A 17,229-nucleotide genomic window follows, 5' to 3' on the forward strand; every position below is an offset into this window, starting at 1 on the left:
CAAGTGGCTACAATTTCAATATCCCGATCAAGACTTGCCCTTGCTTCTGTCTACGGTTATAAACCGCTTCATGTCGAACACAGGCGCCATCATCGTCGAACAGATTTCCCGCGGGCAGGTTGCCATCGCGGACCGTTCGCGCGCCTCGCTTCTTCTTCTCGGCCTTATCAGCGGTTGCCGGGTTCTTTGAAGGAGCGCCCGGTGGCCCAAAGCCCACCGGCCCCAGCTCCTTGCCCTTCCTGAAATTCAGAACCGAAAAGAACCCGAGAGCCAGCATTTTGCCGTCGCAATAGGACCGTCGATCGGTTATTGCATGCGGGAAATGCGCCTCACAGATGAAGAGAAGCCGCAATGATCATGAAATCCCACACCGTCAAGCAGGGCATGCCCGAGGCTGCGGTCAAGTATCAGCCCTATCCGCAGATCAATATTCCGGACCGGACATGGCCCGGCAACACCATCACCAAGGCGCCCATCTGGTGCTCCGTCGATTTGCGCGACGGCAACCAGTCGCTGGTTGACCCGATGGGTCACGACCGCAAGGCCCGGATGTTCCAGCTGCTGCTCGACATGGGCTTCAAGGAAATCGAGATCGGCTTCCCGTCGGCCTCGCAGACCGATTTCGACTTTGCCCGCTGGTGCGTCGAGGAAGGCAATGTGCCTGATGACGTGTCGCTGCAGGTTCTGGTCCAGTGCCGTCCGGAACTGATCACGCGCACGTTTGAAGCCCTGCGGGGTGCCAACAAGCCGATCGTGCATTTCTACAACTCGACCAGCGAATTGCAGCGCCGCGTCGTGTTCGCCAAGGATGTGCGCGGCATCAAGCAGATCGCCACCGATGCCGCCAAGATGATCGCCGACATGGCCGCCAAGGCCGCCACGAAAGAAACGGGCGGTTTCCGATTCGAATATTCGCCGGAAAGCTTTACCGGCACGGAACTGGAAGTTTCGCTGGAAATCTGCAACGCCGTTGCCGAGATCATCCAGCCGACGCCGGACAACAAGCTGATCCTCAACCTGCCGTCGACCGTCGAGATGGCGACGCCGAACATCTATGCCGACCAGATCGAATGGATGTGCCGCAATCTCGACAACCGCGAAAACCTGATCATCTCGCTGCATCCGCACAATGACCGCGGTACCGGCATCGCCGCCACCGAACTCGGCCTGATGGCCGGCGCCGATCGCGTCGAGGGCACGCTGTTCGGCAACGGTGAGCGCACCGGCAATGTCGATGTGGTGACCCTGGCGCTCAACATGTTCACGCAAGGGGTCGATCCCGAGCTGGATTGCTCCGATATCGAGCGGGTGAAGGAAGTCTACGAATATTCCAACCAGATGACGATCCCGGAACGTCACCCCTATGTCGGTGAACTGGTGTACACGGCCTTCTCCGGCTCGCACCAGGATGCCATCAACAAGGGCATGAAGGCGATCAAGCAGGCCAACAAGCCGCTGTGGGAAGTGCCGTACCTGCCGATCGATCCGCAGGATGTCGGCCGGTCCTATGAAGCGATCATCCGCATCAACTCGCAGTCCGGCAAGGGCGGCATCGCCTATATCCTGCAGCAGGACTACGGCATCAACCTGCCGCGCAACCTGCAGGTGGAATTCCGCGAGGATATCCAGCGCATTACCGACGAAGAGGGCAAGGAACTGCCGTCGAAGGCGATCCACGCACGCTTCATCGAGCGTTACGTCGATCAGCCCGGCGCCCGCATCAAGTTCGTCGATCACCATACCTATCCGGTCGGCGAACACCGGGGCGTGCGCGTCGTCGCCGCCGAAATTACCGACAGAGGCGAGACCAAGCGGATCGAGGGCAAGGGGACGGGGCCGATCGACGGTTTCATCAATGCGCTGTCGATCTATCTCGGTGTCGAGATGTCGGTTGCCGATTACTCCGAACATTCGCTGCAGCACGGCTCGAATGCGGCAGCCATCGCTTATGTCGAGGTGGAGTATCCCGGCGGCAAGCTGTTCGGTGTCGGCATCAATACCAATATTGTCGCGGCCTCGCTCGAAGCCATCGTTTCTGCCGCCAACCGGGTGCTTGAACAGAAATAACAGCCTGTTCCGCGGTCCATAGATCGAGGTCATCACCAGGATGGCCTCGATAGCGGTTGGTTGACGTGATGAAATATCGATCATTTTGCGTGTAAATCGTTCAGTAGAATTCGCGCTATAGTTTTAACTGTTTGTTAAAACAGTTTATTAACCACAACACGCTAATATGTGCTTCCAGCAAGACGGTTGGACAAACAGCGCCATATTTGGGCCTGATGCCATGATGGCATGCCCGATCCCGGTTCGCGCCGGGATGTCTTGAACATTCCCCTTCATTTGAAAGCGTCGCTGGTGCCTTTGCGCGTGCCGGCCAGCAAGAGGATTCAAGATGAAATCTATTTCGCGATTTGGCATTGGAATGCGCCTCAGCATCGGCTTTGGCTTTCTCGTTTTGCTTATGCTTCTCCTGACCCAGCAGTCTGTGTCGCGGGTCAACGAAATCAATGAAGACCTTGGCAAGATCAACGACGTCAACAGCGTCAAGCAGCGCTTCGCCATCAATTTTCGCGGCAGCGTCCATGACCGCGCCATCGCCATCCGCGACGTGACGATCGTCGAGACGGCGGAAGAGCGCCAGACGGCCGTGGCCCTGATTGCCAAGCTGGCTGACACCTATGCCGCCAACGAAGTGAAGATGAAGGACATGATTGCTTCGCCGGCCGGCGCCTCCGACCAGGAGAAGACGATTCTCGCCGAGATCGCCGACATCCAGTCCAAGACCAATCCATTGGTTGCCGAGATCATCGCGCTTGAAGACAAGGGCGATAAGCCCGCTGCCAAGAAGATCCTGCTGGAGCAGGCCCGTCCGCTCTTCGTTGCCTGGCTCGGCGCGATCAACAAGTTCATCGACTATCAGGAGGCGCTCAACAAGTCCGTCGGCGGCGACGTCCGCTCCATGGCAAGCGGCTTCCAGACACTCGCTCTCGGATCGCTCGGCGGCGCCGTCGTTCTGGCGATGATCGCAGCCTTCTTGGCAAGCCGCTCGATTACCGGCCCGATGGCCAAGCTGCAGGACGCCCTGCGTAAGATGGCCGAAGGCAAGCTCGAAGGTGACCAGGCGCTTGACGCCCGCCACGACCAGATCGGTGATCTCGCCCGCGCTGTCGGCGCCGTCCGTGACGCCGTCGGTTCGCAGGCCGCCCGGCAGGCCGAAAGCGATGCGCAGCGCGCCGCCGCCGAACGCACGCAGATGGAAGACACGGCCCGTCAGCGCGACGCGGAAGCCATGCAGACCAATCATGCGGTGTCCCAGCTTGGCCAGGCGCTCGAGGAAATGGCGAACGGCAATCTGGAGTTCCGCCTGTCGGAACCGTTCGGCTCGACGCTCGATGAACTGCGGATCAACTTCAACCATTCCGTCGACAAGCTGCATTCGGCCCTGAAGGCGATCGGTGGCAATGCCTTCTCGATCGACGCCGGGGCACGGGAGATCAGCGGCGCTGCCAATGACCTCGCCCGCCGCACCGAGCAGCAGGCCGCTTCCATCGAGCAGACGGCGGCGGCACTCGATGAAATCTCGACCACGGTCAACGATTCGACGAAGCGTGCGGAAGAAGCCGGCAGCCTGGTCGCCAAGACCCGGGAAAACGCCGAACGCTCCGGCGAAGTGGTCAAGCGTGCGGTCGCCGCGATGGGCCAGATCGAGGGATCATCGAACGAGATCAACAATATTATCAGCGTCATCGACGATATCGCCTTCCAGACCAACCTGCTGGCGCTGAACGCCGGCGTGGAGGCGGCTCGTGCAGGGGAAGCGGGCAAGGGCTTTGCCGTCGTCGCACAGGAAGTGCGTGAACTGGCCCAGCGCTCCGCCAACGCGGCCAAGGAGATCAAGCAATTGATCAACAATTCCGGCGAACAGGTCCGCTCCGGCGTGACGCTGGTCGGCGAAACCGGCAAGGCGCTGACGGAAATCGTCGCCGAGGTTCAGGAGATCAACCGTCACGTCAATTCGATCGTCGAGTCCGCCAAGGAACAGTCCGTCGCGCTGAAGGAGATCAACACGGCGGTCAACACCATGGATCAATCGACGCAGCAGAACGCGGCGATGGTCGAGGAAACCTCGGCGGCCAGCCAGAAGCTCGCCATGGAAGCCGCGTCGCTCTCCGATCAACTTGCCAAGTTCCGCTTCGAAGGCGGCGGCAATGCCCGCCATGTGCAGGCAGCCGGTCCATCATCCATACCGCGCTCGTCGCCCGCCGGCGCCATGATCCGCAAAGTCGCCTCGGCCTTTGGCGGCCGCGCAGCCGCTGCCCAAGCCCAACCCTCCGGCGACTGGCAGGAATTCTGATCACTGGCAACGGAAATGGAAAAGGCCGCATCCTTCGGGGTGCGGTCATTTCTTTTGAGAGTGAAGAAATTTCAGATCGTCGCGGAAACCGCATCTGCCAGCTGCTGCAGGCTGGCATCCGCGGACGGGCCGACGACCACATAGGACACACCGGACTTCTGCCAGGAAATCATCGCGATATCATCGCGCATGCTCTCCGTCATCTTGCTGTCGGCGGTGCCCGGCTTGCTCTTCAGAAAACAGATGGCGAAAACGTCGCCGTCCTCGTTCTTGTACATCAACTGCGCCACCGGCTTGCCGGCCGCCACGAGAAGGCGGGCGCCTTCGAAGGTGAGGCCCTTTTCGATAAGGTTCGGAAGGGCAAAGTTCACGCCGACGCTTGCCGACAGCCAGCTTTCGATCCTGTCGTCGGTGGCCGGCACTTCGACCAGACGTTCGGCGGTCTGGCGGGAATAGATGCGGTGATAGTCGGCGATGTCGTCGAGCCAGGTGCGGGCGGACGCCACGTTTGTCGGTGTCATGCCGTCATTGCCGGTTTTGCCGATGATGAAACCGGTAGAACCACCAATGAGCAACAGCGCGATCGAGGCGGCAAGCGCGCGCGGCCACAGGCGAACCTTCGCCTGGCGCGGCGCGGATGTCACCACGCGCTCTGCCTTCGGATTGGCGCCGGGACCCTGCTTGATCTGGCGCACCAGCGACAATGGAACCGGGTCATGCAGGAATTCCTCGAATGCCTTGTTGCCGAACGCATTGCCGGCTTTCAGCATTTCCAACACCAACCGGGCTTCGTCGTCACGCGCCACCAGTTGTTCGAGTTCCTTGCGTTCCGTTTCGTCGACTTCGCCGTCGATATAGGCCGACAGACGAACTTCGAGCGCGAGCCCTTTCGTGTTTTGCAACGCTCAGGCCCTCCTTTCCGTCGTCTCAGTAATCATTGCGGCCAGACGCATGCGCGCCGTCGAAAGCCTGCTCATCACCGTGCCAATCGGGATTTTCAGGATATCGGCGGCCTCCCGGTAGCTGTGGCCTTCGACATTGACGAGAACGAAGACGCTCGCCAGACCTTCCGGCATGGACAGGATCATCTTGTGCAACTGGTTGGCGTAAACGGCTTTTTCGCCTGACGGCTCGACGGACAGTTCATCGTTTTCAGAAGCATCGACGGTCCCGCCGCCGGTGCGCACCTTGCGCTTTCTGATTTCATCGATCCACAGGTTGCGTGTCATTGCGTATATCCAGCTTTCGAGCCGCCCTTCGCCGTTCCAGAGATGATAGCGGGTGATGGCCCGCTCGCAGACCTCCTGCACCAGGTCATCGGCATCGGCGGCATTGCGCGTCAGTGTCATGGCGAAACGGCGCAACTTGGGCAGCACACTGACCAAGTCCCGTCTGAATTCGTTCGATTCTGCCGCTGGACGCATTGCTCTTCCAAAGAAACGTTCCGGATCGGGGCTTTATTCACCCCTGTCGAAATACACGCCGTTGATATGAAACATTTGACCCATGGTCTGCAAGTCGAGAGCGGGCCGGAAGAGCATATTTTGCCACATCGGGAGAGTTCCCGATATCAAATAAGAGGCCGGGCACACCAAAAAGCGAAGCGCGGCCTGACCACGAGATCAATACTGACGGACACCGCCGAGCGACTGCAGAAGCGCCCGGTAGGCCCAGGTATTTTCGCCGCCACGGTCACGGATTTCGAGCAACTGGACCTTGGCTTCCTCTGTTCTGCCCTGTTCGACCAGCGCCTGGCCCATATAGGAGCGGGCCAGGATATAGTTTTCGTCCGCCTGCAGCGCGCGCTTGTAATAGGCCATGCCGAGTTCCATGCGGCCGGCCTTGCGGTTGGAATAGCCGCGATAATTGAGGATGCGGGCACTGTTCTGGTCGCGGACCGCGTCCAGCACCTTCAACGAATTTTCATACTGGCCGGCATAGGCGAGTTCCCGTGCCGCCTTGAACAGCGTGTCGTCGTCCAGCCCGCTCTTCTTGGGATCGACGCATTCCTTCTTGTCCTTGTCCCAGACCTTTCCGTCCTTGCATTCGGTGGAAGTCTTGGTTTCTTCCGGCGGTTTGGTCGTGTCTTCACCCATCGCCCACGCCGTCTGGCCCAGGGCAAACGTGGAGGCGGCAGAGAAAAAAGCGATCAATGCAAACTTGCTGTTCATCATGGTCCACTCCTGGCTGAAACTGCATCCGGCAAACCGGTTGGGCACGACATCTCCGATGTCGGCCGCCCCGTCTTCCGGTCAGTCCTGTATGACGGACGACGAGCCCCGATTATTTCGCGAGCATAACGCCTTTTATGGCTTTGGCGAGTGACGGTGCGCTAATTTAGAACCGTGTCGTTTCCGCCAGCGTCACCGAACGGCCATCCATTGTCAGTTCGAACCGCTCGCGAATGAGGTTCCATTGTCCGGGGCTGCCGGAGATGGAAAACAGGTTGAAGGCCGCCGGCGGTTTCTTGCCGCCGCGACCTTGCGAGGCCGAGGCGATACCGACGACGGGCACCGGTTTCACCTGGCCTTTCAGCGAATAGACGGTGTTGAGATGCGTGTGTCCGTGCAGCACGAGTTCGGCCCCACCGGCCGAAATCGTCGCGGCAAAGCGTCGGATGCCGAGCATGCGCTTGTGCATCGAGGTCGCGCCCTGGATCGGCGGATGATGGATCATCACGACGCGGAACAGTCCGGCCTCGCCGGCGGCGCGCAACAGGTTCACGGTCTCGCGGGCCTGCCGGCTGCCGAAATAGCCGCTGGCGGCAAAGGGCGGGGTCGCGACCGCTGTCGAGCAGCCGATCAGGGCGACCGGCCCCCGGATGCGCAGATAGGGATAGCAGTGAAAATCCTCATCCCATTCCGCCGGGCCGCGCTCGCCGCGCATGAAGGGATACCAGGCCTTGGTGGTCTTCTCGTAGGCACCCGGCACGTAAGCGTCGTGATTGCCCGGCACGACCGAAATGTTCTCCGGCTCGCCGGCTGCCTTCAGCCATTCCGTCACCACCTCGATCTCGCGCGACGAGGCCAGATTGACGAGATCGCCGGTGATCGCCAGATGATCCGGGGCGACGCGGTCGATTTCGTCCATCAAAAGGTTGAGCGTATCGCCGACCAGATGGTTGCGGCGGTTACGGTGCCAGTTGACAAAACCGGTGATCCGCTTCGACAGGAGTTCTCGGATCGAAAGGTCGGGCAGGGGGCCGAGATGAATGTCGGAAATATGCGCGAGTTTGAACATGTTCCGTACCTAGCGCATATTCCTGAAAAGGGGAATCATTCGAGGGATTTTATCCTCGGCTGGAATCAGGGGAGGAAAATCAACGGCATGACGGAAACGCCGCCGGAAATGCGCAATTGGAGAGCACGACTCGTCACCCGCCTGATTCATGGCTATTTCGCCTTCGCGCGAGGGATGACCATGGGGGTACGGGCTGCCTGTTTCGACGAAGAGGGCCGGATCTTCCTGGTCCGGCATTCCTACGTTCCTGGCTGGCACATGCCGGGCGGCGGGCTGGAACGGAGCGAAACGGCGTTGGTGGCGCTCGTCAAGGAATTGCGCGAGGAGGGCAACCTCGAAATGAGCGAGAAGCCGGAGCTTTTTCATGTCTATTTCAACCGGCTGACCAGCAAGCGCGATCATGTCCTGTTCTATCGATGCCAGAATGTGCGGCAGATGAGCCCGAAAAAGCCGGATTTCGAAATCGTCGAAACTGGCTTTTTCGCGCTCGATGCCCTGCCGCCCGATACGACGCCGGCAACGCACCGGCGCCTGGCGGAGCTTGCCGGCGAGACACCGCCGTCCGACGTCTGGTAGCGATCAGGCTGCCAGTTTTTCACGTCCATGCGGTGCGTCGAGGTCCAGCACCGGGCCGACGGGAACGACACCGGTCGGATTGATCATCGTATGGCTGCGGTAATAGTGCTCCTTGATATGGCGCATGTTGACCGTCTCGGCGACACCGGCGACCTGGTAGAGATCCTGCAGATAGGCCTGCAGGTTCCTGTAATCGGCGATGCGGCGAATGTTGCACTTGAAGTGGCCGACATAGACCGGATCGAACCGCACCAGCGTCGTGAACAGCCGCCAGTCAGCTTCTGTGATCGTGCTGCCGGTCAGGTAACGGCGGGTCGAAAGTCGCTCTTCCAGTTCGTCCAGAACGTCGAACAGCACGGTGACATTCTCCGCATAGGCGTCCTGGCTCGTCGCGAAGCCGGCCTTGTAGACGCCGTTGTTGACGGCGTTGTAGATGCGGTCGTTCAGGGCGTCGATCTCGCCGCGGAGCGCCTCGGGATAGAAGTCCACGTTGGAGCCGGTGATTCCGTCGAATGCCGAATTGAACATGCGGATGATTTCCGAGGATTCATTGGAAACCATCCTGTTCTGCTTCTTGTCCCACAGGACCGGAACAGTGACACGGCCGGAATAGTGTGGATCGGCCTTGACGTAAACCTGCCACAGCGCGTCCGATCCGAACAGGTGATCGACGGTGCCGCCGATCTCGTTCTTGAATTCCCATCCCTTCGACAGCATCAGCGGATCGACGATCGAGACGGTGATGAGGTTTTCGAGCTTCTTCAGCTTGCGGAAGATCAGCGTCCGATGCGCCCATGGACAGGCAAGCGAGACATAGAGGTGGTAACGGTCCGCCTCCGCCTTGAAGCCGCCCTCGCCGGAGGGACCGGCCGAACCATCTGATGTGATCCAGTTGCGGAACTGCGATGCTGCCCGCTTGAAATGGCCCTTCGTTTCCTTGGTGTCGTACCAGACGTCGTGCCAGACGCCATCTACCAGCATGCCCATCGTTCGGTCTCCTGCGGCGTGATCGCCGCTCATGTGTGTATTCGTTGCCTCTAGATAGCGCTTAAATTCAAAGCATATAGTCCGCGGATGCTGAACAGTGCGTTTTGGGCTTTGACGCCGGGATTTTTTCTGCTATCGGGCCTGACGCAATTTTTCATGCCGACGGATTCTATCGATGTTTTTCCCGGGAAGCCCACGACGACGCTGATGCTGAAAACGCCTTGAGGGCGTAGCCATCACCTTTTATCCGTCTCGTATGCCCGGTTTCCCGATGTTCATGAAAAAGCACGACCTCGTCTATCTCACCGAAGACGCTTCCCACGACGCAGCCATCGAAATCATCAATGAAGAAGCCTTTGGCCCCGGCCGCTTCGCCCGTGCGGCGGCGCGAATCCGCGAGCAGGGGCCGCACGACCTGTCGCTCTCCTTCGTCTGCGCCGACGATGGCGAGACGATCGCCTCGGTGCGGATGACGCCGGTTTGGGCGGGAACCGTCAAGGGCCACCTTCTCGGGCCGCTCGCCGTTCGTCCCTCGCACAAGAACCGCGGCATCGGCCGCGAACTGGTGCGCATCGCCGTCGAGGCAGCCAAGCGCAAGGGTTCGGAAGGCGTCATCCTCGTCGGCGACCCGCCCTACTACCAGCCTCTCGGCTTCCAAAAGGTTGCCTATGGCGCGCTGACCTTTCCAGGGCCAGTCGATCCCAACCGGGTTCTCGTCGTGCCGATGAAGGACGATGTCCATGCGGGTTTGAAGGGTGAAATCCGCTGGCGGGGTTGATCGGTTTCCGTCAGGTGCGCGGCGGATAGGCCCGCCCGGCATGGGGCAGGAAGGTCGGCTGCATACGCCGCTGGGAACCCATCGATTCTGGCCTGCCGACGGGGAAGTTGATCCGGTCTGGACGCGGCTGTGCCGATTCTGTGAAGCTCGGCGAAGAGCAAACCGAGGGCCGACACTTTGGCCCCTCATCCGCCCTTCGGGCACCTTCTCCCCGCGCGCGGGGAGAAGGGAGGAGCAAGTCGCGCCTTTATATGCAATAGCCCTACCGCTGCGGAGAGATGGGACGACGGGGTTGCCGCTTGTCCTTTCTCCCCGTTGAAACGGGGAGAAAGTGCCCGAAGGGCGGATGAGGGGCTCTGCTTTACGGCGAAACGGGAGATGATCATAGAAGCGCTGCCGCCAAATACGCTCACCGTCCCTCGCGATGCCAGGTCGCAGACAGCACGAACAGCAGCGCCGCCAGGCCGAGGAACCCGGCAAACAGCGACAGCGAGTTGATGCCCTTCAGCACCGTCTCGTCGGTCATGCGCAGCGACAGGCGCTGGTCGTCGGCGACGCGAACGGTGCCGCGGACGGGCAGGATCGGGGGCAGGTCGATCGGGCCGTCGGCGCTGGCGAGGCGGCGGACAAGGCCTTTGGTTTTTTCCGCCCAGGGCGTCAGCGTTTCCGTCGTCGAGATCGTTGCCTTGAATTCGGGCGCATCGACGCTGCCGACATGGACCAGCGTGTTCAAGTCGCCATTGGTGACCTCGAACAGGCCTGTCTCGGTGGTCTTGATGCTCGCCTTGTAGAGGCCGGGTTCGCCTTCGCTGAGCGTCACCTGTTCGCTCTTGCCGGAAGGGTAGGTGAGCATGGCTGCACCCGGATCGCCGGTGATGGTCTGGCGGGCGATTTCGAGTGTGCGGCCGCTGGCATGCGCCGTCAGGGCTTCTTCCTCCAGCGCCGGTTCCTGCATCAGCCAGTGGGCGGTGCGCCGATAGAGCGAGACGCTCGGGCCGCCGCCCTCGAAGCCGCGCGCCCAGAGCCAGCCCTGATCGGACAGCAGCATGGCGACGCGGCCCTTGCCGACGCGGTTGAGCACCAGCAATGGCTTGCCGTCGGCAGCCTGCATCACGGTCTGGCCGAGAGGCCGATCGACATCCACCGTGCGGAACCAGCGGCCCCAATGCGGCGGCTCGCTGTCGGCGCCTTCGAGGCCGCGGGTGACGGGGTGCTTCTTGCCTTCGTCGGAGAGGCGCGGATAGAAGGCTTTCTCGTTCATGAAGCCTGTGGGGCTTGCGGGCAGCACGGCCGATAGCGGCGTGGTGGCGATGGAATCGTCACCCGCATGTTCCGGTCCGGCGGCGATCAGCAGCGCGCCGCCGTTTTCGACATATTGGGCGATATTGTCATAGTAGAGAATCGGCAGCACGCCGCGATGCTGATAGCGGTCGAAGATGATCAGGTCGAATTCCTTGATCTTGTCGACGAACAGTTCGCGAGTCGGGAAGGCAATCAGCGACAGTTCGTTGATCGGCGTTCCATCCTGCTTTTCCGGCGGCCGCAAAATCGTGAAGTGCACGAGATCGACGGCGGCATCGGATTTCAGTAAGTTTCGCCAGGCCCGCTCGCCCGCATGCGGTTCGCCGGAGACCAGCAGCACGCGCAGATTTTCGCGGATGCCGTCGATGACATGGACGGCGCGGTTGTTGGTATCCGTCACTTCGCCAGGAACGCCGGCTACGGCAAATTCAAGGATATTGTTGCCGCCACGCGGGACGGTGAAGGCGAAGGGCACGTCGGTACCCGGTTCAGCCATTTCCGTGGCGATTTCGTTGCCATTGAGGCTGATGGTGACCTCGGACGTGCCACCGGGTGCTGCGCCATCATCGACGATGCGGAAGGAGACTTTCTGTTCCTCCCCGACGATGCCGAAGCGGGGTCCGCTAACGATCTCGATGCGGCGATCGTACTCGTCCGGCTTGCCGGTGATCAGCCCGTGGATCGGCGCGTCGAAGCCGAGCGGCTGGTTGACGTCTGGGACGTCGTGGATCTGGCCGTCGGTGATGAAGATTGCGCCGCCGACGCGGGCGGGCGGTACATCGGCAAGCGCCGTCTGCAGCGCCGTGAACAGTTTGGTGGAGGGAGTTTCCGTATCCTCGTCGTCGGCGGCCTCAACGATGCGCCCCTCGATCTGCGGGAACTTGGCCAGCCACTCCTTGAGCGTCGCAAGTGCCGCATCCGTCATGTCGCGGCGGCCGGCATTGTCCTGGCTCTGGCTGCGATCGACGACGACGCCGACGATGGTCGACAGCGGCTCGCGCTCCTCCTGGAAGAAGACCGGATTGGCGATGGCAAGGCAAAGTGCCGCGAGTGCCGCCGTGCGGAATGCGGCGCCCCGGATACCGCGCCAGAAGCCGAGCGCCGACAACAGGATGGCGACAAGCGCCAGCACCGCGAGATAGGGCCAGGGAATGAGCGGCGAGAAATCGAGTGTCATGCCCAAATCCTCACTGGCCAAGCCGTTCGAGCAGTGCAGGAATGTGGACTTGATCCGCCTTGTAGTTGCCGGTCAGCATGTACATCATGATATTGACGCCGGCCCGGAAGGCATATTCGCGCTGCTGCTCGTCCGGCGGCACGGTCGGCAGCAGCGGCACCCCGTTGGAATCGATCGCCCAGGCGCCGGCAAGATCATTGCCGGTGATCATGATCGGCGATACGCCGTCGCCGGAGCGGGCGGGACGCCCGGTCGGCTGCGAACCATTGTCCGGTTGCGCCTCGATCCAGAGCGGGCTGCCGCTGTAGCGACCCGGAAAACTGGAAAGCAGGTAGAACGATTTCGTCAGCACATTGTCGGTCGGGACGGGCTCGAGCGGCGGAATGTCGAGGTCGGCCAGGATCGCCTGCAACCGTTCCGCGTTCGGGCTGGTACCGCCATTGTTGCCGAGCGAGGAAAACTGGTCACGGGTATCGAACAGCACGGTGCCGCCGGCGCGCATATAGGCGTCGATCCGGCTGATCGCCTGCGCGCTCGGCATCGGCGCATTGGCGGAAACCGGCCAGTAGATCAGCGAATAGAACGACAGTTCGTCAGCCGCGATATCGAGACCGACCGGCGGGCCGGGCTCGAGCGTCGTGCGATAAGTCAGGAATTCGGTGAGGCCGGCGAGACCGCGTTCGGACAGCCGATCGACATCCGTTTCACCGGTGACGACATAGGCCAGGTGCGTCTTGTCCAGTCGTTCGAAAATCTTGTCGTCGCCGGGCTTGCTGTCGTCGGCCAGCGCCCGATCCGGCGCCAGAATCATAGAGCCTGCCGCCAGTGCCAACAGGATCGCGGCCGCCGCCGGCATGCGCAGGCGGGCAAAGGCGCCGCCCATGAACAGGACCACGGCTGAATCGACTAGCAACAGCAGCAATGCCGCCGCAAACAGCGATGGCTTCAAAGACCAGGCCTCGGCGCCGATCAGCGGCTCCGTCGTATAGGCCATCGAGAGACCGGTCGTGTCGATCGGCTTCAGTGCGGCATCGCGGGGCAGGAGGTTCACCGCGGTAAATCCTTCCTCCGAACCATAGAGACCCGGCGGGTTTTCAGGCGAGGACACGGGCGTCGTTCCGGCCTTGATGTCCAGCGGCCGGGCTTTGCCGGTTTCGGCAACCAGCACGCCGTCGGCGTTTAGCAGACGGTAGGGCGGCAGGGTCCGGCCCTTGGCGCCGCCCTCGCTGGCCACGCCGCCGCTGCGCGACAGTTGCACGCTCCGGCGTAGCATCTCGACGAAATCGCCCGAGATCGGCAGGTTCGACCAGGTCGCCTCGGCGCTGACATGGAACAGGATGATGCGGCCGGCGCCCTGCGTCTTCGTCGTCACGAGCGGCGTGCCGTCGGCAAGGCTTGCCCAAGTGCGCGACGAGAGATCAGCGGTCGGTTCCGCCAGCACCTGCCGCTTGACGAGGATACCCTCAGGTCGCGGCATGCCGGCAAACGGACTGAGCGCCGGATAATCGGCGAGCGGCTGCGGCTCGGACCAGGAAAGAGCGCCGCCGAGCGCGCGTTCGCCCTGACGCAACGTCACCGGAACCAGCGGATCGTCGGCAGGCGCTGCCGCCAGTCTCGGGCCTGCGAAGCGCACGAGTGTACCGCCATTCTCGATCCATTTGATGATCGGGGCATAGGTTTCATCCGGCAGGCGGCCGATATCGGCCATGATCAGCATGGACGGTTTTTGCGCCAGCAGTTCCGGGATCGAGATCGCCAGATCCGCTTCGTTCGGCTGGATGAGGTCGGCATAGGGCGCGAGCGCTCGGTTGATATAATAGAGCGGCGAAAGCAGCGGCTGCGATTGGTCGCGCGCCTCGCCACTCAAAAGCGCTACGCGACGGCGGCGAAAACCGTCATCAAGCAGGAAGGTGCCACCGGCCGTCGCCGCATCATCGATGGCGATACGGGCAAAGTCGTTACGCAGTTCGAACGGCGCCGCCAGCGTGCCCTTGGCCAGGCTCTCGCCGGGCGCAAAAGCGATTGAGCCATTGGCAATCGACCGGCCGCGTGTGTCATAGGCGGTGATCGGCAGGGTGCGGGCGGCAGTCGTGTCGAGGCGGCTGGCGCTGACCACCATGGATTCGGCATCGTTGGCCGAGTTGGTGATGGCGATGGCGCGGTCCCTGCCGCCTTCGACTAGCCGGAGGTTTGCGGGAGAAAGTGCCGCGAGCTCGGCCATGACCTTTGTATCGCCGGCATCGATGCCGTCGGACAGGAAGGCGAGCGTGCCTGGAGCGGTGCCGTTCAGGGCGGTTCGCAAAGCGGTGACGGCCGCTTCCCGGTTCGGGCGCAGCGGCTGCGGCGATGCGGCGGCCATGCGGTTGCGCGCCGTCGTTGCCGAGCCCGGCACGGCATTATGATCGCTGTCGGCGGTAAAGACGACGGAAACTGGAAGATCCCTCGCTTCCGCGTCACCGATCAGCGCGTCCGCCGTTTCCACCCGGCGTTCCCAATCGGTCGCGGTCGCCCAACTGTTGTCGATCACCAGCGCCAGCGGTCCTTCCGCCGAGAGCGTATTCGAACGCGGATTAAACACCGGATCGGCGATCGCAAGAATAATGGCGGCGGCCATCAACATGCGCAGCAGCGTCAGCCACCAGGGGCTTTTCGACGGCGTTTCCTCGCGCTTCAGGACGCTGGCCAGAATACGCAGCGGCGGAAACACTTCCGTCACCGGCTTGGGCGGCGTCATCCGCAGAAGCCACCAGATGGCCGGCAGGGCGACGAGGGCGGCGAGCATCAACGGATTGGCGAAGACGAAGGGCAGGAAGCTCACAACTGGCCTCCATGCGTGGCGCGGCCGGGCATGCCGGACAGATACATATGCACGGCGACCAATGCTTCCGACGCCAGGTGGTCCGTGCGGTGCGGCGTGAACGTCCAGCCGAGATGGCGCAGGTTTTCGCCCAGGCTGTCGCGGCGCGCGACATAGGCGCGGCGATAGTCGTCGCGGACGATTTCGGCGCGGCCGGCGGTCAGCTTTTCGCCGGTTTCCGGGTCGGTGAACTCGGTGCGGCCGGCATAGGGAAAGCTTTCCTCGGCGGGATCGGCGATCTCGACCACATGACCGCGCAGTCCACGACGGGCCAGCGGGCCGAGTTGCGCCATGATCGTCTCGGCGGGATCGAGGAAGTCGCCGATCAGGACAAGGTCGCTCGCGCCACGGATCATGCCGGTCTGCGGCAGGCCGCCGGACAGCCGCGTGTGCATCAGCGCGGTCGCCAGCCGTTCGGCCGCGTTGCGGGCGGAGACCGGCTCCATCACGCCGGGGCAACCGATGCGCTCGCCGGAGCGGGCGAGGATTTCCGCAAGCGCCAGCATCAGCACCAGCGCCCGGCTTTCCTTCGAGACGCTGCCGAATTTCGACTTGTACATCATCGACGGCGAAAGGTCGGCCCAGAGCCAGATCGTATGCGCCGCTTCCCATTCCCTGTCGCGGACATAGGTATGGTCGTCGCGGGCGGAACGGCGCCAGTCGATGCGCGACAGGCTTTCGCCATCGCTATAGGGGCGGAACTGCCAGAAATTCTCGCCGATGCCACGCTTGCGGCGGCCGTGCCAGCCGGAAATCACCGTGTTGGCGATGCGCTTGGCCTCGACCATGCAATCAGGGATCAGCCGGGCGCGGCTCTGCGCCCGGGAAAGGATTTCTCCGGATGGCGTCGGCTCGACGATGTGCCCGATGGCAGCCATTCATTATCCTTTGGCTTGATTAAGCCTTAGCCTGTTTGACCAGCCCGGTGATGACGTCACGGACCGTCATGCCTTCCGCCCGGGCTGAAAATGTCAGCGCCATGCGATGCTGCAGGACGGGTTCGGCAAGGGCCATGATGTCATCGATGGATGGTGCCAGCCTGCCGTCATAGAGGGCGCGGGCGCGGGCGCAGAGCATCAGCGACTGGCCGGCGCGTGGGCCTGGACCCCAGGCAACGTGTCTGTCGGTGGCCTCATTGCCGTTGCCGGGGCGGGCTGAGCGCACCAGCGCGAGGATGGCGTCGACCACCTTTTCGCTGACCGGCATCTGCCGGATCAGATGCTGGATATCCTGAAGCTGGCGGGCGTCGATAACGCCGTGAACCTCGTTTTCGTGGGTGCCGGTGGTTTCGAGCAGAATCTGGCGTTCGGCGGCAAGTTCGGGATAGCCGACATCGACTTGCATCAGGAAGCGGTCGAGCTGTGCTTCGGGCAGGGGGTAGGTGCCTTCCTGCTCCAGCGGGTTTTGCGTGGCGAGCACGTGGAAAGGTTGCGGCAGGTCATTGCGCTGACCGGCGACGGTCACGTGATATTCCTGCATGGCCTGTAAAAGCGCGGACTGCGTGCGCGGGCTGGCGCGATTGATTTCGTCGGCCATCAAAAGCTGCGTGAAGATCGGGCCGGGCACGAAGCGGAAGGACCGGCGACCGTTCTCGTCCTGGTCCATCACTTCGGAACCGAGGATATCGGACGGCATCAGGTCGGGCGTGAACTGGATGCGGCTGGAATTGAGGCCAAGCACGGTGCCGAGCGTCGAGACCAGCTTGGTCTTCGCCAGACCGGGTACACCGACCAGAAGCGCATGGCCGCCGGACAGGACCGCGAGCAGGGTCTGTTCGACCACGCTTTCCTGGCCGAAGATCACCTTGCCGACTTCCTTGCGGATCACGGCGATCTCGCCAAGTGCCTTTTCCGCCGCGGCAATGATGGCCTTGTCGTCGATTGCGCCATCGGTCGTTTTCATCACACCCATCGTCTGTCTCCAAAGGCCGGCCGTGGTGCCGAATCGCGAAAAGC

Annotated in this window: 14 protein-coding genes; 4 read left to right on the forward strand and 10 right to left on the reverse strand. The window is 62.1% G+C overall.

Annotated elements, in window-relative coordinates; all coding sequences use genetic code 11:
• Positions 1-7: 7 nt before the first annotated feature.
• The gene (locus ACST81_RS09300) at positions 8-352 is read right to left on the reverse strand and encodes a hypothetical protein (RefSeq protein WP_438752657.1); all 345 of its coding nucleotides are present in this window, start codon (positions 350-352) and stop codon (positions 8-10) included.
• On the opposite strand from ACST81_RS09300, the gene leuA reads away from it, so the two are divergent.
• Positions 352-2,067 (forward strand): 2-isopropylmalate synthase, encoded by a 1,716-nt coding sequence (leuA, locus tag ACST81_RS09305; RefSeq protein ID WP_438752658.1) that lies wholly within the window; start codon positions 352-354, stop codon positions 2,065-2,067. The genes ACST81_RS09300 and leuA overlap by 1 nt on opposite strands.
• A 328-nt stretch (positions 2,068-2,395) precedes the next feature.
• A complete protein-coding gene (locus ACST81_RS09310) occupies positions 2,396-4,357 on the forward strand; it encodes a methyl-accepting chemotaxis protein (RefSeq protein WP_438752659.1) in 1,962 nt (653 codons plus the stop codon).
• 71 nt (positions 4,358-4,428) lie between these two features.
• Here the strand turns inward: ACST81_RS09310 and ACST81_RS09315 are convergent, their stop codons facing one another.
• From ACST81_RS09315 to ACST81_RS09330, 4 genes are all read right to left on the reverse strand, one after another.
• On the reverse strand, positions 4,429-5,259 hold the full coding sequence (locus ACST81_RS09315; protein WP_438752661.1) for an anti-sigma factor family protein: 831 nt from the start codon (positions 5,257-5,259) through the stop codon (positions 4,429-4,431).
• 3 nt (positions 5,260-5,262) lie between these two features.
• Positions 5,263-5,781, reverse strand: coding sequence for an RNA polymerase sigma factor (locus ACST81_RS09320; protein WP_438752663.1), 519 nt, complete (start codon positions 5,779-5,781; stop codon positions 5,263-5,265).
• Positions 5,782-5,979: 198 nt separating this feature from the next.
• Positions 5,980-6,528: a tetratricopeptide repeat protein gene (locus tag ACST81_RS09325; RefSeq protein ID WP_438753463.1), complete on the reverse strand. Its 549-nt coding sequence runs from the start codon at positions 6,526-6,528 to the stop codon at positions 5,980-5,982.
• A gap of 166 nt (positions 6,529-6,694) precedes the next feature.
• Entirely contained in the window at positions 6,695-7,597 is a 903-nt protein-coding gene (locus tag ACST81_RS09330) for a metallophosphoesterase family protein (protein ID WP_438752664.1), read from the reverse strand.
• An 87-nt stretch (positions 7,598-7,684) separates the two neighbouring features.
• Here ACST81_RS09330 and ACST81_RS09335 point away from each other — a divergent pair, with 87 nt between their 5' ends.
• A complete protein-coding gene (locus ACST81_RS09335) occupies positions 7,685-8,173 on the forward strand; it encodes an NUDIX domain-containing protein (RefSeq protein WP_438752666.1) in 489 nt (162 codons plus the stop codon).
• Positions 8,174-8,176: 3 nt separating this feature from the next.
• On the opposite strand, the gene ACST81_RS09340 is transcribed toward ACST81_RS09335, so the two are convergent.
• Positions 8,177-9,160 (reverse strand): glutathione S-transferase family protein, encoded by a 984-nt coding sequence (locus ACST81_RS09340; protein ID WP_438752667.1) that lies wholly within the window; start codon positions 9,158-9,160, stop codon positions 8,177-8,179.
• Between the two features lie 277 nt (positions 9,161-9,437).
• On the opposite strand from ACST81_RS09340, the gene ACST81_RS09345 reads away from it, so the two are divergent.
• Complete coding sequence (locus tag ACST81_RS09345) at positions 9,438-9,938, forward strand: GNAT family N-acetyltransferase (protein ID WP_438752669.1); 501 nt, start codon at positions 9,438-9,440, stop codon at positions 9,936-9,938.
• A 409-nt stretch (positions 9,939-10,347) separates the two neighbouring features.
• Here ACST81_RS09345 and ACST81_RS09350 read toward each other — a convergent pair whose 3' ends face one another.
• The 4 genes from ACST81_RS09350 to ACST81_RS09365 are packed head-to-tail and all read right to left on the reverse strand — an operon-like array spanning position 10,348 to position 17,185.
• A complete protein-coding gene (locus ACST81_RS09350; protein WP_438752670.1) occupies positions 10,348-12,417 on the reverse strand; it encodes a hypothetical protein in 2,070 nt (689 codons plus the stop codon).
• A gap of 10 nt (positions 12,418-12,427) precedes the next feature.
• Positions 12,428-15,235 (reverse strand): DUF4159 domain-containing protein, encoded by a 2,808-nt coding sequence (locus ACST81_RS09355; RefSeq protein WP_438752671.1) that lies wholly within the window; start codon positions 15,233-15,235, stop codon positions 12,428-12,430.
• Positions 15,232-16,152, reverse strand: coding sequence for a DUF58 domain-containing protein (locus ACST81_RS09360; RefSeq protein WP_438752672.1), 921 nt, complete (start codon positions 16,150-16,152; stop codon positions 15,232-15,234). The genes ACST81_RS09355 and ACST81_RS09360 overlap by 4 nt, the downstream gene beginning before the upstream one ends.
• Before the next feature lie 19 nt (positions 16,153-16,171).
• Positions 16,172-17,185: an AAA family ATPase gene (locus ACST81_RS09365; protein WP_438752673.1), complete on the reverse strand. Its 1,014-nt coding sequence runs from the start codon at positions 17,183-17,185 to the stop codon at positions 16,172-16,174.
• Positions 17,186-17,229: the final 44 nt, after the last annotated feature.

It is taken from the genome of Pararhizobium sp. O133 (assembly GCF_051669845.1).
In the GTDB taxonomy this organism is placed as follows: Bacteria; Pseudomonadota; Alphaproteobacteria; order Rhizobiales; family Rhizobiaceae; genus Pararhizobium.